This is a genomic window from Paenibacillus sp. FSL H8-0315 (genome assembly GCF_038005365.1).
Classification (GTDB): domain Bacteria; phylum Bacillota; class Bacilli; order Paenibacillales; family Paenibacillaceae; genus Paenibacillus_AQ; species Paenibacillus_AQ odorifer.
Genome location: NZ_JBBOTA010000001.1, coordinates 1,083,952 through 1,101,751 on the forward strand (window position 1 = coordinate 1,083,952; position 17,800 = coordinate 1,101,751).

Genomic DNA, 17,800 nt, shown 5'->3' on the forward strand with positions numbered 1-17,800 from the left:
GACATTTTCCTACAAACTTCACAGAACTTTGTCGACTTTATCAACGAAAGTTTGTTCTAGACGTGATAATTGGTGGCTTATTTGGCCCCAATGATCTGCAGTCTCACCCCCTTTAAGGAGATCTAACATCGCTTTCTCTTGCTCCGCAAGCCCTTCTTGCAGGCTTTCGGCAGCAGATTTTAATTCTCTGCTGATATTCTCGACGTAATGAGCGATTAATTTTTCCTTCTGCTCTGCCGCTGCAAGATTAACCGCTTCTTTCAAAAGCGGCTCTGCCGCACCTTTGACCAACTCCCGCCCAGTTCCCTCAAAGAAATAACGCGGGGATTTGAAATGGCCCCATAAAGCGGACCACTGCACAGGCTGAAGCTGGCATTCCAGATCCTTAGGAGATGGCCAAGCCTGCTCCTCATTCTCCATAAGATGAAATTCCTCCGTGGAAAAGAGTAGCTCTGTAGCTGCCGCTTCAGCAGCTTCATGTACAAGCCTGCGTCCCGTGCTCTCTAGCCGCAGCGTTGTTGCCCATAGCTCTTGCTCAAGCTCGCGCTGAGTAGTACGCATTAGTTCGGCACCACAGGCAGAGAAAATGGCTTTTAAATTCCCTGCATCCTCACGCAGTAAGGAGGGATGAAAAGATTCCTGAAAATTTCTGTTGAAGGAGAAGCTAATCCGCTGGCACACATGATAGATCAGTTCTTCACTTTCATGAATAAGATCTCTGCTAGGACGTTCCTCAGTCTCCAAAAGAGATAACCGCTTCATGGCGAACTGCCGCCTTTCCTGCAGTTCTTTTAACCCGGCTTCACGCTCGTTCGCCGCCTTGGAAGCCAGATTCTGCCATTCCTCAGCCCGGCGCCGAACCGATGCGATGCTCTCAGCAGCTGCGTTAAGTGAAAGCTGTGGAAGCTCATCACCAGCAAAGCTGGATAATGCTTGCTCAAATTCATTGAAGCGGGAGGTTTCATAAAGATCGTGATTATGTTGAATTTTAGCTTCTAGAGCAAGCAAGCTGGACAAAGCATAGATTCTCGGAGACCGCAAACCTCCGGCACGCAGATTTTGAACGACATGTGCTTTAACCTCATCTAGTTCTTCTTCGCTTGAAGCGAGATCGGAGGCATTAATAATAAAGAACATTTTATCGAGAGAAAAGCTATCTTTAATGCGGCCCAGCTGGGCCAAGAGGCCGCGATCCGCCTTCGAAAAGGCGTGGTTATAATAGGTCACAAAACAGATCGCATCCGCATTTTTCATGTAACTAAAGGTTACGCCAGTGTGGCGTGCATGCAGTGAATCTGCTCCTGGTGTATCTACGAGCACAATCCCGCTCTCCGTCAAAGGACAGGCATAATATAGGTCAATCCCTTGCACGAAGCAAGCCCGGGTCTCTTCCGCAACTAGGTTTCGATATTCATCCAAATCAACCGTCCGCACCGTTCCTAATAGCGGCTCAGCTTCAGCCCAACCGGATGCTGCGGCTCTTAGAAATCCTGCATGCGGCAGCGCAGAGGGGTGAATTCCCCGTGTTGGCAGGCTCGCAAGTACTGCTGTCCACGTATCCTGTTGCGGCTCTCCAAGCTGCAGCACGCTGAAGGAATGGCAGATGTCATCCCAGAAATCCGCCATGCTCTTCATCGTTACAACCGCGCTGGCATGGCGGAAGTCTCCTTCCGGCGCCAATATGCGGTTAACTGCGGCCGTGGCAGGGTGTGGCGACACGGGCAGCACTTCTTCGCCGAGCAAAGCGTTGGCGAAGGAAGATTTGCCTGCGCTGAACGCACCGAACAGCGCAAGGGTAAAGCGGCCGCCGGCGAGATCCTCCGCCCGTGCGGCCAGACTGCGCGCCGCCGATGCCATCGCTGGCTCGCGGCGCAGCAGCTCTGCCGCAGCCGCCAGCGCGTCAGCGGCTGCCGAGAGCCGGCGGCGTCCGCCCGCCGGCGAAGCCGTTCCCGCCGCCCAGCTTGCGGCGGCGGCACTTCCAGCCGCGGCGCGTTCGCGCGGCTGGGTCGCCCGCGGTGCGGCGCTCTGCGCAGCCGCACGCGGGGTGACCCTCACCTCCGGCAGGATGCCGGGGGTGAGGGTCCGGCGCGGCGGCAGCAGCGCCGCTAGCTCGTGCGCGCGGGCGTCAGCCGCGCGGTCCAGGGCGGCTAGCGCGCGGGCAGCGCTCGCCTGCCGCGTAAGGGCCTGATCGCGGCGCTGGAGTTCCGCGCGCTGCTCCTCGATAAGCGATGGCAGCTTCGCCAGCAGCTCATCGCCAACTAACAGCGCAGCGCGGCGGAATTGGCTCTTCAGCTCTGCCGCAAGTGTGCGGCAGAAATTGAGCAGTGCCTCGCCGCTATTCCCCGTTCCCGGCTTAACTGCAGCCGCCAGCCATTCTTGGCTCACCACCGGGAACCCTTGCTTCAGAGTCGTCTCTGCCTCCTCTGCCCACAGTCCGAGATTCTCCGCCCATTGACGTACCAGCTGAATCAGATGCCATTCCAGCTGAGCGGAAACCTCTCGGACCAGTAATCCTTGCCAGGCATCCAGTCGTTTGCCTTGCTCCTTCTCCCGTCGTCCGGCTGTAGAGAACAAACCTAAGCGGAAGCCTGGGCTGACACTCTCCACATAGCTCCCTGCCGCCTCTCTAACATCCGCAGGCATTAAGTTAGCATTATTGAGTAAGGCATCAAGATCACTTCGCAGGCTAGCTCGTGATTGCTGAGGCAGCTCCTCAAGCAGTGCCTTCTCTTCATCCAACGATTTCAGCTCATCCATCACAACTGTAACCTCTGCACCCTCTAGCTCAGCTAAAAAAGTTTCCCGTTCCTCCTGCTGATCTTCACGGAACGCGGTTAGCGAAGAATCTGCTGTATGATGAATGGAACGTGACAAGCTATATTGAAGCAATTGTTCCCTGTGCTCCAACAGCTCTGTTATAAGGTTCAGCAGATTATCCCAATGATTCAGTGGATGCTCTTTCATTTTGAGTGAGGTAAACAGAATCCCCGCACAATGAATCCCCCACTGCTCAAAAGCATTTTCAAGCTGGCGTTTATATTCTTCAATGGAAATTTCTTGTTCTCTGTGCTTGTCTATCTGATTAACAATAAGATAGAGCGGTTTGCCCCAGTCACTAAGATTTTTGGCAAAAGCCAAATTATTCTCTGACTGAACATGGTTATAATCCATAACATAAAAGACGACATCAGCTAAATGCAGCGCGGAACGAGTGGCCGCCTGGTGGCCATCATCCGTCGAATCAACGCCAGGCGTATCCAATAGAACACCATGCTTCCCTAGAAGAGGAATCTCATTCCAGACTTCAATCGCGGAATATTCTCCGCCATTTCGACAATATTCCTGTAATCTTTCTGGTGTTGTCTCTACAGGGGTAGATTCATTTTCATTTCCCTCAACCCTTGGATAGATAAGCACTCGTGGAGCCCCGCTGCGAATAGAAACAATATTGGCACTAGTCGGCACAGGTCCGGAAGGTAACACTGAGCTGCCGCATAAAAGATTAATCATGCTGGATTTCCCTGCCGAAAAATGCCCACAAAAAGCAAGGGTCAGTTCATTCCCACCCTCTTTATTTTGTAAATCTTCATATATTCGTTCAGCACTCTCATCGCCCCAGTGGCGCATTAAATCTTTCAGCTGGGAAAGCAGCGATGCTGTTTCACTTAATGTCTCTCTCTGAATTCTAACCCGTTCCGCTCCCACAGACATTCCACCTCCACAGTTACCTTTTAATCATGCACTGATCTTAATCCATTCATGAATACTGATTTAAGCTCTTTTTTATGCAAAACTTATATAGGTGCAATTTCTGAACTTTAGCGCGGAACATTTTTATAAATAATAATTACAGTTTATCACCAGTTTGACACAAATTAAATACACACTACTTACAAAATAACCTATCATCTCCTACGAAATGATACCAAAAAAAGAAGCGACGTTGTCGTCCTGTAAAGCCAACAGTCGTTTCTCGTAGAAATATAAAGATATTCAATAAAAAAAGGAGCCAGCCCCAAGGGCCGACTCCATTTCAGGTCACTTCTCAATTATGCAGTTTCCAAAACAGGCAACAGAATTTCGAATACTTTTCCGTGCTGCAGAATAGTCAATCCACGAGATTTGTCTCTCATTACGACAACCTCTGGTTTTACAGACATACGCTCCAGATAGTGCTCAGGCACGTCACCGGAATGACTGATCGTAATGCCCTCTACTTCTTGCTCTTCATTTTCTTCCAGCGGGCTTTCCACTACGCGGTCAAAAATATCCGAGAATACCTCAAAATTATCTGTGTATACAGAAATGCATTTCATCTCTATCCCATCCTCTTCTTCAACTCTAACTTTTAACTTTTTGGCGTATGATCTTTAGCTTTCCTGACGACAGCCGTTTTCATACGTTTTTTGCCCTCTCGACATACATCAAGGAGCGGACAAACCTGACATTTTGGATTCTGAGCCTTACAGTGATATCGTCCGAAAAAGATTAGCCGGTGATGCGTGAGCGTCCATTCATCACGTGGCACAGCCTTCATCAGCTTTTTCTCCACTTCCAGCACAGAATCTTTCCAGCCTGCCAATGCAAGTCGTTTAGCAACCCGCTCCACATGAGTGTCCACAGCAATGGCAGGAACTCCAAATGCGTTGGATACTACTACGTTAGCGGTTTTACGACCTACTCCTGGCAACGTTACAAGCAAGTCATGTGCCTCAGGCACTTCTCCGCCATACTGTTCTATGAGTATAGAGCACAGGCTTTGGATATGCTTAGCTTTGTTACGATATAAGCCGATGCGCCGGATATCCCCCTCCAATTCCTCCAGCGGCACAGAAATATAATCGATGGGGGCTTTGTACTTTTGGAACAGGTCCTCGGTCACTTTGTTCACCGTTGCATCCGTACATTGGGCTGACAGCAGCACCGCTATTGTCAATTCAAAAGCGTTACTGTGATTCAGCTCGCAATGTGCATCCGGAAACAAATCTCCAATCGTATCCAAAATGTGGCGGACGTCTGCAGCTTTCATAGTGTCCCCTCCACGGAGCAAAAACGCTCAGAAAATTCTATCGAGCGTCTCACCTCAAATGTTAGAAATATAAGCAAAGTATGTATTATAACGTATGGATTCATACATTTCAACACATACGATACTGGCATTATATTTCAAGTATTAACGCCTTGATTGTCCTAATAAGAACAGTAAGCGTTTAAGAGAGAAATATAAGACATACAGTATAGGAGCAATACTTATACTTTCTTATATTTCAAAAAAAACGTCTTGACGCAGGTAAAGCCCCCTGTGTCAAGACGGTGATTCACTCAGAAATCCACCATTGCAACTATTGTTTCACAATTTCAACCAAAATATCATTATTGAAATACATTATAATATTATCATTTTCTTTCAAAGATTGCACGGATAAAGTCGAATCTCCCTGATGAATATAAACATTAGCAGGAGCAAAGAATTGATATTTATCATTTAGATTAGCTCTCTTAGTCGACAATAAGTTAGTTGCACTTTCATAGCGTGAGAATGTTCTACTAAGTTGAGACATTACACGAACGATTGTAGATCCATCCGTATCCTTACGAATCTCTACTCGGTCACCTGTGGTCAAGTTGCTAAGAGCAGTCGTTGTGGAGCCATCACGAATGATTTTGACTCCTCCGCTCACCGCTAAAGTCTGTGTTGCTCCAGCAAAATCTTTTACAACCAAGCTATTCCCAGCGCTATCTACAGAACTTACCTGACCTGTTGTAAGCTTAATTACTTGAATAGCCAGTGGTGTGCTCCCATCGAAGGTCACGTTAAGATAATCACCCGCTTTTAAAGCTGTTAGCTTAATGCTTTCACCAGCTTCATTGGTCATCGGGATAGCATAAGTATTGATCTCGCTGGTTCCCCCATTCCATTTAATGCTCAAACGGTTGGTTCCAGAATTAACCGTTGCAGCTTCAACCTGAAGAACTGACTTTACTTTCAGGACAGCGACTAGGTCCTGATTTGCAGTTAACGAGGCTGTCACATAACTGCCAACAGGAACATCTGTTACGGTTGGATTCGTTTTACCAAAGATATCAATAAACTGTGGAGTTGGCAGTGTCAGACTCTGTCCGTCATTTAGCTTCATAACTATAGTTCTTGAGGCAACATTGATTGAAGTGACGGTTCCTTCATACTTCGTAACAACTTCCAACGATAACGCACGTTGTCCGATTGCCTTTATATTCACCTTGCGATTCTCGGTCAGTCTTGCCCCAATGCTAGTTAAGTTAGGAAGTACGCCTTCATAGGACAGCTTTGTTTTTTCATCCAACTGAACCACATGTGCCTTATTGTTAGTATCCATAACCGTCAACAGCTGTGTTTTAGAATTATAGTCTATAACCGCTGCTCCACTATACTGTTCAATTTGACGGCTTAACACTTCAATTTTGGTGACTTGATCGCTGCTGTTTAAGGTAACCTGAATCTTGTCCCCACCTACTGCATCAGCAATAAGATCATCAGCTACTGCTCCACTCATGTTCGGAATAACAATCGTCGGTTTAGTGCCAAGCAGTTTAACCTCACGATTTCCGTCCGCTTTTTTGTAAACAACTGTGGAACTAGTCAGCTCGGTAAGTACCCCCTCAACTGTCCGTTCAACACCTTCCGTCACTTCTACAGTGCGGATCACATTATCTTGAATCGTATATTTCACCGCATTACCTGTCTTCAAATCTGCAGGTTTTAACACTGATGCTTGGGAGCTGAATAATGAAGTCCCATCTTCCCATTTAAAAGTTTCTACAGTACCCGCAGTATTTTTGAAAGTAATGCTTTTACCAGTAAGATCTACACTTTGAATAGTGCCTGTTGTTGTTTTGTTAACAACCCCTGAAGTTACTTGAACCTTTACTACTTTATGCGAACCACTGTACGTTTCACGTTGCAGTGAAACTACACTGTCTGTTACCAGCGAAGCAGGTTCAATTCCAGCTCCATTTACATCCACAAAGGAAGTAGTCTCATCGTAGTAGTATTCAGTGAACCCTGTTGGTGACTTTAACCAAAGCTTATTACCTGGAGCTACCATGGCAAAGTTTCCTGACAGAGTCTCTACTTGTTGTGTAGGGTCAGTCACTTCAACATAAGCCGCGTTATATGTCGCGCCAATCACAGTAACCTTAGTGTAGGGTTGGACATCACTTAGATTGATTCTGCTTTCAGAAGCACTTGTGTAATAAGCAGTGCTTGCTCCCAGGGTATATGTAGAAGTCTTTCCGTTGTTATAAACGGATAGTTTCCCATCAGCTAATTGACTGATCGTTCCTGATACTGTGTTGTCATATTCAACCGTATTGTGAGCTTCAGCGCGACTGAAAAAAGTCGCCAATTGCGCACGTGTTACAGCGCCTTGCGGATCAAAACGATTGCCGTCAAGTCCATTGGCTAGGCCTAAATTAACGGCAACGTTGATGTAACCACGTTTGTTGGCAGACACTTTGGTATCATCCGCAAAGCCAGTAGGCTCACTAGCGGCCCCTGCTGCATCTGCGCTTTTTCCAAGGGAGCGGATTAATAGCTCCGCAATCCATTCCCGGGATGCTTTACGCTCTCCCCAAGAAGTATTCAGATTATCTGGAGCCATTTCGGTTGCTTTATCGAGTAATCCTTGTTGAAAAGCTAACACAACATAATCCTTGTAATAATTCGTAACCTTAAAATCGGTAGGCAATGCTACCGCAGAAGAAGCATCCACTTTATCCTGCAGCTTCATAAACCGCAGGGCCATAAGCACTGCTTCCTGCTGAGTTACAGAATCACCTGGACGGAACAATCCATTATTCCCAACCACAATTCCTTGTGAAGCGAGTTTGTAAATATGTTTTTCAGCCCAGAAGCCTGTCTTCACATCACTAAAAATCCCTACAGATTGAGTAGTGGTTGATGTCGGTGTAGTGGCAGCTGTGTCTGCAAACACTGCACTTGCACCACCAAAAACCATAACGCCAGCCATAACAGCCGACACTGCTTTATTAGAATAAGCCTTCAATGGACGTTTTGACCTTTTTTGCGCGGACAATAGATTATTCCCCTCTCTATGACTCAAATAAATAGTATGTTTAAAAATTCGTCAGCTAGAAGCCTAATTCCTTTGTTGCATAACCAATTAAGAATTATCTCTAGTCATAGGATGCAATAGATCCACATGGCCCATTAGACTTTCTACCTTTTCACCATCCACTAAAACTTCGATACTCTTTACTTCCGCAAATTGAAAATAAGTTTTGGCAAGTGAAGTAATGGCAAAGGATTCTCCACCCGCACCAAGCTGAGCTTCATCTGGTTTGTGAATATCCATTACGATTTGACCCTCTACAAATTTTAATGATTTCAGTTCAATTTTTCCCCATAAAGGTACAAGATCTGTATTTTCACTACTTTGCAGTGCTTTGAACGTCTCTGTATATTTCTCAACATCGTCAGAGTAGTTAATCGTAGTCTTAGCAGGCACTAAATCCATAATTTGCGAATCAGTGTAATAAACTTCAATACTCTGGCTTTGCTTTTGTGTCTCATTTTCTACCGGCTTCGATGACGGCTGAGTTTCTGCATTAGTATTATCTGCTGTCGGTTGCGGAGTGCTAGCCACTTCGGTTTCCTGATCATCAGACGGAGCTGGGGTACTTTCTCCCGCACCACTTACAACGTTTGTAGTATCTTGCTCCACTCCATTAGCAGGAGCTGCAGTAGGCTTATCTCCACAGCCAGCAATCACTAGTAGAAGCAGCGCAGCAACCCCAACCATAGTCCATTTTTGTTTAAACATTAATAAACGCCTCCTCTAGATGAATACGGGCAGACAGGTACCGCAAAACCACTTCTTGCCTTTTTATAGATAAAAGCAGAAAGCTGACTTTGCGGCGCTCGTCTGCCACTGGTCTGTTATTTTATACCCAAATATTCCTTGATTCCACTCACTATTGAAGCAGCAACTTTGTTTTGTAATGCTTCCGTAAAGAGCAATGTCTCATCCTTCTTATTGCTAAGGTATCCTACTTCAAGTAGAACAGCAGGCATTTTCGTTTCACGAATGACATGGAAATTCCCGTATCGTACACCGCGATCACTAAGCCCTGTAGCCTCAACAAGATACTTATGCATTACTTTCGCTAAGGCCTTACTGGCTTCCCGCTGATAATACGTTTCTGTCCCGCTTGCCGCAGAAGATGCGGAACTGTTGGCATGTACAGAAATGAATAGATCTGCTTTTAAATTATTAGCCATAGCCGCTCTATCCTTGAGCTCCAAGAATGTATCGTCACTGCGTGTCAGTACGACATCGATATTACTTTCTTTTTTCAGCAATGCTGCTGTCTTAAGTACTATAGCTAAATTAAAATTCTTTTCGTATTTTCCTGTTACTCCTACTGCACCAGAATCTTTAGCTCCGTGCCCTGCATCCAGTACTACGAGCTTCTTGCCATCATTACCTGGCTGTGTTGAAGTATCATCCGTACTTTCTGCATTCAGGTCAATGATAACCAACTTAGAATCCGTTCCAGATACGCTGATGTTATAATTCTTAGGATAATTCAAATCAATTACAAAACGTACAGTATAAGGATTGGAGCTATAAAGCGAATACCGGACACCTGATACATCAGGATAATCCTTCACTTCCAGTTTACCATTCAGGTCAGGATCAAGAACTTGTCCCGTACCAAACAGATCTGAAAAAGTGGCATTTGGAAAATCAATAACTAACCGATCCGGCCCTGTCATTACACTTACTTTTGGCTCGGAATTCCCTTCCATCGCAATGCTCAAACGATTCTCACTAAAGCTCAAACCATTTATCATGGTTAAATTCTTAGTAGGATCTACCGGCGGAACAACCTCAGATCCACCATTTCCAGAGTTTCCATCTGAACTTCCGTTTTCATTTGAGGATCCTGGGGTAATAAGGTACACGATCTTCTTTGCATTATCCCAAGTGACGGTGAGACCAAACTGCTCACTTATGAACCGTATAGGTACAAGTGTCGTATCACTCCGCAGGACAGGCGCAGTGGTAAGCTGTACTGTTTTGTCATCAACCGATGCTGTCTTTTGATTAACAATAAGTTTGATGACCTTACCTTGCTGTTCAATCGTCACCGTTTTGCTTTTTTGATCCCAGCCCACGGTATAACCAAGACTCTCGGAGATCAATCTCAACGGTACCATGATAGTATCATTCACATTTTCAACCGGTACTTTTTGCCCTGCAGTAATCTCTTTGCCGTCCAGATAAATCTTGCTATTCGCGGCAGCAGCATGTCCATGCTCAGGCAAAACCAACACAAAGAGCAACAAAAACAACATCAAACTGAATTTCTTCATTCTTCACCTCTAAGAATCTAGTATTCGCCTGTGAATGGCGATCGTGGTGCCCTGTCTCCGTCAACCTCAGACCTCTATTAGACGCTGGTAATCTATAAAGGTTGCGAATATATTCCATAAAAATTGAGAAATCTCACCAACCTCACGTCTTAAAGCCCCAGATATTCCTTAATTCCGGCAACAATTTCTCTCGCTAATTTCTCTTGAAGCTGCTCACTATACATCGCCGATTCATTCCCTGAATTTGTAAGATATCCCACCTCTAGCAAGACTGCTGGCATTGTGGTTTCCCGTGTAACATGGAGGCTTTTCGTACGAATCCCGTTGTCTTTAAAACCAGTAGCGGCTAATAAATGCTTATGCATAATCTGAGCAAGCGGCAGACTATCACTGCGAGAATAATAGGTTTCACTGCCATTTATTTTATCTCTATTTGGATATCCAACATCTAGCGAATTCGCGTGCACTGAAATAAAGAGATTCGCTTTAGCAGCCTCCGCAATTTTCACGCGATCCTGAAGCCCCAATGTAGCATCGTCAGTTCGAGTAAACACCACGTCAACTAATGCTTCCTGCGTTAACAGCGTTTGTACTTTGCGGATGACGGCCAGATTGAAGTCTTTTTCCAGCTTTCCTGTGAGACTGACAGCTCCTGATTGAGTTCCGCCATGACCCGCATCTAGAACTACAATTGGCTTACCTAACGTTCCATTAGCCCCTGTGGTGGTGCCTCCGCTGTTAGTTACATTCAAATCAATCGTAACCAGTCCGGTGCTTTCATCCGTACTAAGCTGGTACGGTTGATTTCCAACCGTTTGAATTACGAATCTGACAGTAGACGGACTCACACTGAACAGTGCATACCGGATCTCAGAAACAAGAGGATAGCCGGTAACGTCCAGCTTACCTTGTGGACCGCCAGTGGTGGCAACACCCGTAAGACTTCCAATGAAATTCGGATCGAACGCAGCACCCGGAAAATCTACGACGATTCGATCAGGGTTGCTCATTTTTGTAACGTTTGGCTTAGTAGCCCCCGACACAGCGATAATAAGCCGGTTCTCAGTGAATACTGCCCCGTTTACTAGAGGGCCTGTTGGAATTCCTGCTGTGCTTCCCGGTGCCGTGGTTGTTTGTGGAACTGGTGTCGGGCTGGGTGAAGTTACTACACTGCCAGCAGTTGTCCCGTTGTCACTTCCCGGCGTAGCACTTGGAGTTGCAGCAGGTGTATTAGTTGCTGTTGGATTGGTAGTATTCCCCTCAGGTGTCATTGCAGGATTGCTAACTTGTCCACCTGTCAAATAGACGGTTTTATCAACATTATCCCAGCCCACCTTTAAGCCGAACTGCTCGCTTACGAAACGAATTGGAACAAGTACTGTGCCGCCACTCTGTTTAGGAGCTGCATTTAAATCAAATGTCACCCCATCTGCATCAGCTGTTTTCCGTCCTACCGCCAGCTCAATGCTTTTACCATCCTGGTGAACGGTTACTTTCCGGGTCTGCTGCTCCCATAACACCTCGAATCCAAGATTCTCTACTACCACTCTGACCGGAATCATAACGCTTCCATTTACATTTTCGAGTTTAATTCCTTTTGGCAAAGCAAGTTCCTGATTGTCCATAATAATTCTGCCTGTGCTGCTACCAGCTGCGGCAGCTTCTTGTCCGGTGGATGTTAAAAATAATAAAGGCAGTAACAAAAGCAGCAATACACGAAGCCCAGCTCTTCTCATTCTCATTTTCCGCTCCTTCTGCAAGTAATAGATCCTAGATAAGTATTTAGACGACAGAAATCACCAAATGTTTCCTTAATGACCAATGAATATATCGATTATAGCAAAAAAACTTCTATTTCCGACACCCGGAAATAGAAGTTTTGCGTATTTTTTGTAAAGTTTAAGAATCAGACCAGTTATATCCTCTTTTTAAGAGAATAGCTTTGCAGCATGACGCTCTTCATAAGCAGCAATTTCATCCGCATGTTGAAGGGTCAAACCGATATCATCCAAACCTTGCAGCAGGAATTGACGACGGTGCTCATCCAGATCAAAGCTGATGCTCAGTCCGAATTCATCTTGTAAAGCGTTGTTCTCAAGATCAACTGTCAGCTTGTAGTCCTCATGCTCAGCTGTCCGTTTGAACAATTCATCCACTTGCTCTTCCGAAAGCTTGATCGGCAAAATGCCGTTCTTAAAGCAGTTATTGTAGAAGATATCCGCATAAGAAGGTGCAATTACAACTCTGAAACCGTAATCCATAATCGCCCATGGTGCATGCTCCCGAGAGGACCCACAACCAAAGTTAGCGCGTGAGATCAGAACAGAAGCCCCTTGATAACGTGGTTTATTCATTTCGAAGGCTGGATTATCGTTACCTTCTTCATCAAAACGCCATTCATAGAACAAAAACTGTCCAAATCCCGTCCGTTCAATCCGTTTCAAGAACTGTTTTGGAATAATCGCATCCGTATCTACATTTACCCGGTCAACTGGTGCAACAATTCCTGTTAATTTTTTAAAAGCATCCATAGTTTTATCCTCCCGTGTTCTCTCTAGTTCTATGAGCTGACGGCTTCCGTCTTATAATTCCAATCACGTACATCAGTGAACCGGCCTTTGATCGCAGCTGCGGCTGCCATAGCTGGAGATACCAGATGTGTACGTCCTCCGCGTCCTTGGCGTCCTTCAAAGTTACGGTTCGAGGTAGATGCACAGCGTTGTCCAGGCTGCAGAACATCCGGGTTCATGGCCAAGCACATGCTGCATCCCGCTTCACGCCATTCAAAGCCAGCTTCAGTAAAGACTTTATCAAGTCCTTCTTTCTCAGCCTGCATCTTAACACGGCCCGAGCCTGGAACAACAATGGCAGTAACCTTTTCAGACACCTTATGACCTTTAGCTACCACTGCTGCAGCTCTCAAATCTTCGATCCGTCCGTTAGTGCAGGAACCGATAAATACATAATCAATCGGAATTTCAGAAATAGGTGTTCCAGGAGTCAAATCCATATATTCAAGCGCTTTTTCAGCAGCTTTACGTTCATTTTCAGTGGTAAAGTCCGCCGGATTCGGTACGCTGGAGTTGATGTCAGTTCCCATGCCCGGGCTAGTCCCCCAGGTCACTTGTGGAATCAATGTTTCCACATCAAATTCAACAACCGTATCGTACTGGGCGCCCTCGTCACTTACAAGACTCTTCCATGCTTCTACAGCAGCATCATAAGCCTCGCCTTGCGGTACGTATTGACGTCCACGCAGATAATTAAAAGTAGTTTCATCAGGGGCAATCAATCCAGCTCTTGCTCCGCCTTCGATCGACATATTGCAGACAGTCATACGTTCTTCCATCGACAATTCACGAATAGCTTCGCCTGTGTACTCAATTACATAACCTGTGGCAAAATCAGTACCATACTTAGCAATAACACCCAGGATCATATCTTTTGCTGTTACACCAGGGTTACGTTTGCCTGTAAAGCGTACTTCCATAGTCTTAGCTTTGGATTGCTGCAAACATTGGGTAGCCATTACATGTTCAACTTCACTAGTTCCGATACCGAATGCCAGCGCGCCGAATGCACCATGCGTGGAGGTATGGCTGTCGCCGCAAACGATAGTTTTGCCAGGATGTGTCAAGCCGATTTCAGGACCCATTACGTGTACAACGCCTTGATCAATATCATTCAGATCGAACAGTCTTACACCAAAATCAGCACAGTTCTTAGAAAGGGTATCAATTTGTTGCTTGGAGATTGGATCTTTAATGTTAAAACGATCTTTAGTTGGTACGTTATGATCCATCGTTGCGAAGGTCAGCTCAGGACGGCGAACCTTCCGGTTGCTGAGGCGAAGCCCTTCAAAAGCCTGTGGAGAAGTAACTTCATGAACCAAATGCAGATCAATATAAATAATGCTAGGTTTGCCTTCCTCTTGATGAATAACGTGATTCTCCCAAATCTTCTCAAACATTGTCTTGTTGCTCATAATTTCACCTCATTAATAGAATCGTTCATTGGAAGAGAGCGTGGAGTCTCTCTTGAATGATCTAAATATAACACCCCTGTCTTTATAATTCCAAGATATGATATCTATAAAAGTGATAGTCTGAACCTATAAGCTGAGTTAGGGTATGTTGAGGCACAATATGTAGGAGCGTTGCGCAAGCGGGATGTGCAGCAGCGTTGCGCAAGCGGGAGGTGTAAGAGCGTTGCGAAAGCTTGAGGTGTAGCAGCGATGCGCAAGCTTGAGGTGTAGGAGCAATGCACAAGCTTGATGTGTAGCAGCGTTTAGTTGTATTTTGTACAGCTATATTCCTGTGAATCATTCGTTAATGAATATAAGTGTATTGTGTGCAGCTATTTTCTTGAATTATCGCCCTATAGCTGGGAACTCTCGTTTTTAGTTGTATAGAATACACTTAAAACCAAAACGATCCCTTTTGCATACGAAATAACTGCACAGAATGCAGTTATCTCATAGATACCCTCAAGATCCGGCGCAATAAATATACTGTGAGAGGATATCGGATACTTCGGTCAGTGTAGTAGGGATAATTCTTGAAAACAGGCCCGGCAAATTCTGGGGAGTGAAGAAGTGAATGCTCCTTCGGGTTGCCTATACAAAACTATAATCCAATAGGATATACTTATAAGTAAATCATTTCCCTAAGGAGTCCATATATGGAACTGAGACAACTGCAGTATGTGCTGCAAATCGCAGCCGAAAAAAACTTCTCACGTGCAGCGGACAAGCTGCATATTGCCCAGCCCTCGCTCAGCCAGCAGCTTTCCAAACTGGAAAAAGAGCTCGGCGTAATGCTTTTTCAGCGTAATACCAGCTCAGTTGAGCTGACCTACGCAGGTTCTAAATTCGTTGAACAAGCACAGATTATCATTGACGCAGTGGAGCTGCTGCGACAAGAGATGTCCGACATATCAGAACTGCGCACTGGACGTGTAGTTGTGGGCAGTATGCCGATTACAGGTGCACATCTTCTGCCGCATGTGCTTCCAGTTTTCAAACAAAATTATCCTGAAGTAGAAATTACGCTGCTCGAAGACTCGTCTATGAACCTAGAGAAGCTCACCGCAAGTGGCCAGACCGATTTAAGCCTGCTCTCCTTACCCCTCGAAATTCCTGCTCTGGCTTATGAAGAGCTTGGAGAGGAAAGAATCGATCTCGCTGTTCCTCCTGAACATCCACTCGCTAAACGAATCCTAGATGGAACACGGACCTCACTTGAAGAGCTTAAGGACGAACCTTTTATCGTACTTAAGGAAGGTCAGGGCTTCCGCAAAATGACTGTGGAACTATGCCGGAAAGCCGGATTCGAACCACGAATCGTTTTCGAGAGCAATAATATGGAAACCGTTCAATCCCTAGTGGCAACAGGCATGGGCGTGACTCTTGTTCCTCGTTTTATCGCTCGTGCACCGCGAAGTGAATTTGTTCCAGTCTACTTACCGCTCGCTGATCCAGTGCCTAGTCGTACGCTAGTTGTAGCATATCGACGCGGACGATATTTATCCAAGGCCGCAAAGGCTTTTGTAGAAACATTCAAATCAACCGTGTCTGAATTAACGGAAGAATAGAATATATACAAATAAAGTGCCCCAGTAACCATTCGCGTGGTTGCCGGGGCACTTTTTCAGGTAAACCTCTTTTAACAGTACTAGATTATTTACGCAAATTACGCTGTGTAATCAGGCGGTTCTGATCATCCGACACACGTGCTTTACTTGAATCAGCCAATCCCTTATCAACTGGAGCCCCGGTGTGCTCTTCCACAAATTCACGAGTCACACTATTCTGAAGCTCTGCTACTTCGTTTGAATCTTGATTCTGTCCCTGCTCGGCATTGTTGTCTTTAGTCAATTTAATCCACCTCCTGGTAACAGATTATAAGTTCTTTACCCCTTCTCTTTGAGGTTAAACATAATATATAGAGCTTTGTGCATGAAGAAATATATCCTACGTTTTCCCTTTGCAATGCAACCAGCTCCATGGTATTCTATTGAAAATAAGTGAAACGTGCAGACGGGACCAGTAAGAATGAGTCTAACCGCGCCTAGAGAGTAGATTCCGACAGGCTGAAAGAATTTACCGCGGTTTTCGTTCCGAATCCTACCCCCGAGCGGCCTGTGTCTAACAGGACGGATCCTCCCGTTATGAGAATGAAGTCGGATGATCCCTCATCAATGAAGGTGGTACCGCGGAAGTTTATAAGCTTTCGTCCTTTGCTAAGTCTAAGGATGGGGGCTTTTTGTTGTTTTCAGGACTTAATAAACGAAGAGGATGTGGATAGAAATGATGACGCGAATCGTGGTCAAAATAGGCAGCAGCTCGCTGACCGGACCCGAGGGCGGTTTGAATCGTGAAGCAGTCTCCTTTTTCGCCTCAGAGATTGCCGAGTTGAAGAAAAACGGCTGTGAGGTGTTGTTAGTAACCTCTGGTGCGGTAGCCGCCGGCTTCCGCAGTATCGGTTATCCAGCACGTCCGAAGCTGCTGCATGAGAAGCAGGCCGCTGCGGCTGTGGGTCAGGTACTGCTGATGCAGGCTTATCAGGAAGCTTTTGCCCAGCATGGAATTACTACCGCGCAAATATTGCTGACTCGCACCGATTTCTGCAGCCGCAGAGCCATGAATAACGCTATGATGACTGTAGAAGAGCTACTTCGCCAAGGAGCGGTGCCCGTATTTAACGAGAATGACACTGTCTCCGTAGATGAACTGAAATTTGGCGATAATGATACCCTCTCTGCGCTCGTAGCTAACCTGTTAAAAGCCTCTAGACTGCTTGTTTTAACCGACATGGATGGTTTATACAGTGGAGATCCCCGCAAGCATCCGGATGCTGTCCGTTATCAGTTCGTAGATGACATTACACCAGAGATATATGCTATTGCTGGTGGAGCTGGCTCTAGTGTTGGAACAGGCGGTATGCGATCCAAAATCGATGCGGCCAAAATTGCTACTCGGGGTGGTGTTCCTGTCTTTGTCGGAAGAGCCACCGAACCTGGTGATTTACAGCTTGCTGCAACGGGAGAAGGCAGGGGCACTTATTTTGCAACAAAGCTATCCTCTCTTCCCGTCAAAAAACAATGGCTAGGCTTTATGTCTACCCCTCTCGGCTCCCTATACGTGGACGAAGGGGCTGTAGAAGCTTTGCTACATGGCGGACACAGCCTGTTGCCTGTAGGCGTCAAACAGACAGAAGGTAGTTTTCACGCAGGAGATGTTGTAGAAGTCCTTGGACCCGACTCCAAATTGCTTGGACGTGGGATTGTAAATTACGATGATGCTCAGCTGCGCAGCATTCAAGGTCTGCCAAGCCGTGAAATTGTACCGAAGCTGGGAGAAGTACACCGGCTTGAGGTCATTCACCGTGACGAATGGATTACACTGAGATAAGCATTTTTTTC

Annotated in this window: 12 protein-coding genes; 2 read left to right on the forward strand and 10 right to left on the reverse strand. The window is 46.0% G+C overall.

Annotated features, from left to right (window positions below):
• Window positions 1-18: 18 nt before the first annotated feature.
• The 9 genes from MHB56_RS04670 to leuC all read right to left on the reverse strand — a co-directional run bounded on the left by MHB56_RS04670 (window position 19) and on the right by leuC (window position 14,363).
• Complete coding sequence (locus MHB56_RS04670) at window positions 19-3,705, reverse strand: dynamin family protein (RefSeq protein WP_341143324.1); 3,687 nt, start codon at window positions 3,703-3,705, stop codon at window positions 19-21.
• Between the two features lie 344 nt (window positions 3,706-4,049).
• Window positions 4,050-4,316, reverse strand: a complete 267-nt coding sequence (locus MHB56_RS04675; protein ID WP_036676334.1) for a hypothetical protein — start codon at window positions 4,314-4,316, stop codon at window positions 4,050-4,052.
• Between the two features lie 32 nt (window positions 4,317-4,348).
• The gene (gene nth, locus MHB56_RS04680) at window positions 4,349-5,029 is read right to left on the reverse strand and encodes an endonuclease III (RefSeq protein ID WP_036676333.1); all 681 of its coding nucleotides are present in this window, start codon (window positions 5,027-5,029) and stop codon (window positions 4,349-4,351) included.
• 313 nt (window positions 5,030-5,342) lie between these two features.
• Entirely contained in the window at window positions 5,343-8,075 is a 2,733-nt protein-coding gene (locus MHB56_RS04685) for an S-layer homology domain-containing protein (protein ID WP_341143325.1), read from the reverse strand.
• 87 nt (window positions 8,076-8,162) lie between these two features.
• Window positions 8,163-8,822, reverse strand: coding sequence for a GerMN domain-containing protein (locus MHB56_RS04690; protein WP_076281440.1), 660 nt, complete (start codon window positions 8,820-8,822; stop codon window positions 8,163-8,165).
• Between the two features lie 116 nt (window positions 8,823-8,938).
• Window positions 8,939-10,378, reverse strand: a complete 1,440-nt coding sequence (locus tag MHB56_RS04695) for an N-acetylmuramoyl-L-alanine amidase (RefSeq protein ID WP_076302739.1) — start codon at window positions 10,376-10,378, stop codon at window positions 8,939-8,941.
• Between the two features lie 149 nt (window positions 10,379-10,527).
• A complete protein-coding gene (locus MHB56_RS04700) occupies window positions 10,528-12,120 on the reverse strand; it encodes an N-acetylmuramoyl-L-alanine amidase family protein (RefSeq protein WP_248548503.1) in 1,593 nt (530 codons plus the stop codon).
• A 186-nt stretch (window positions 12,121-12,306) separates the two neighbouring features.
• Window positions 12,307-12,909 (reverse strand): 3-isopropylmalate dehydratase small subunit, encoded by a 603-nt coding sequence (leuD, locus tag MHB56_RS04705; RefSeq protein ID WP_076127570.1) that lies wholly within the window; start codon window positions 12,907-12,909, stop codon window positions 12,307-12,309.
• Window positions 12,910-12,938: 29 nt separating this feature from the next.
• A complete protein-coding gene (gene leuC, locus MHB56_RS04710; RefSeq protein ID WP_036676324.1) occupies window positions 12,939-14,363 on the reverse strand; it encodes a 3-isopropylmalate dehydratase large subunit in 1,425 nt (474 codons plus the stop codon).
• A gap of 695 nt (window positions 14,364-15,058) precedes the next feature.
• On the opposite strand from leuC, the gene MHB56_RS04715 reads away from it, so the two are divergent.
• On the forward strand, window positions 15,059-15,970 hold the full coding sequence (locus tag MHB56_RS04715; RefSeq protein ID WP_076101451.1) for a LysR family transcriptional regulator: 912 nt from the start codon (window positions 15,059-15,061) through the stop codon (window positions 15,968-15,970).
• An 85-nt stretch (window positions 15,971-16,055) separates the two neighbouring features.
• Here the strand turns inward: MHB56_RS04715 and MHB56_RS04720 are convergent, their stop codons facing one another.
• Window positions 16,056-16,253: a hypothetical protein gene (locus MHB56_RS04720; RefSeq protein WP_076101453.1), complete on the reverse strand. Its 198-nt coding sequence runs from the start codon at window positions 16,251-16,253 to the stop codon at window positions 16,056-16,058.
• Window positions 16,254-16,685: 432 nt separating this feature from the next.
• Between MHB56_RS04720 and proB the strand changes: the two genes are divergently transcribed.
• Window positions 16,686-17,789 (forward strand): glutamate 5-kinase, encoded by a 1,104-nt coding sequence (proB, locus tag MHB56_RS04725; protein ID WP_076308387.1) that lies wholly within the window; start codon window positions 16,686-16,688, stop codon window positions 17,787-17,789.
• Window positions 17,790-17,800: the final 11 nt, after the last annotated feature.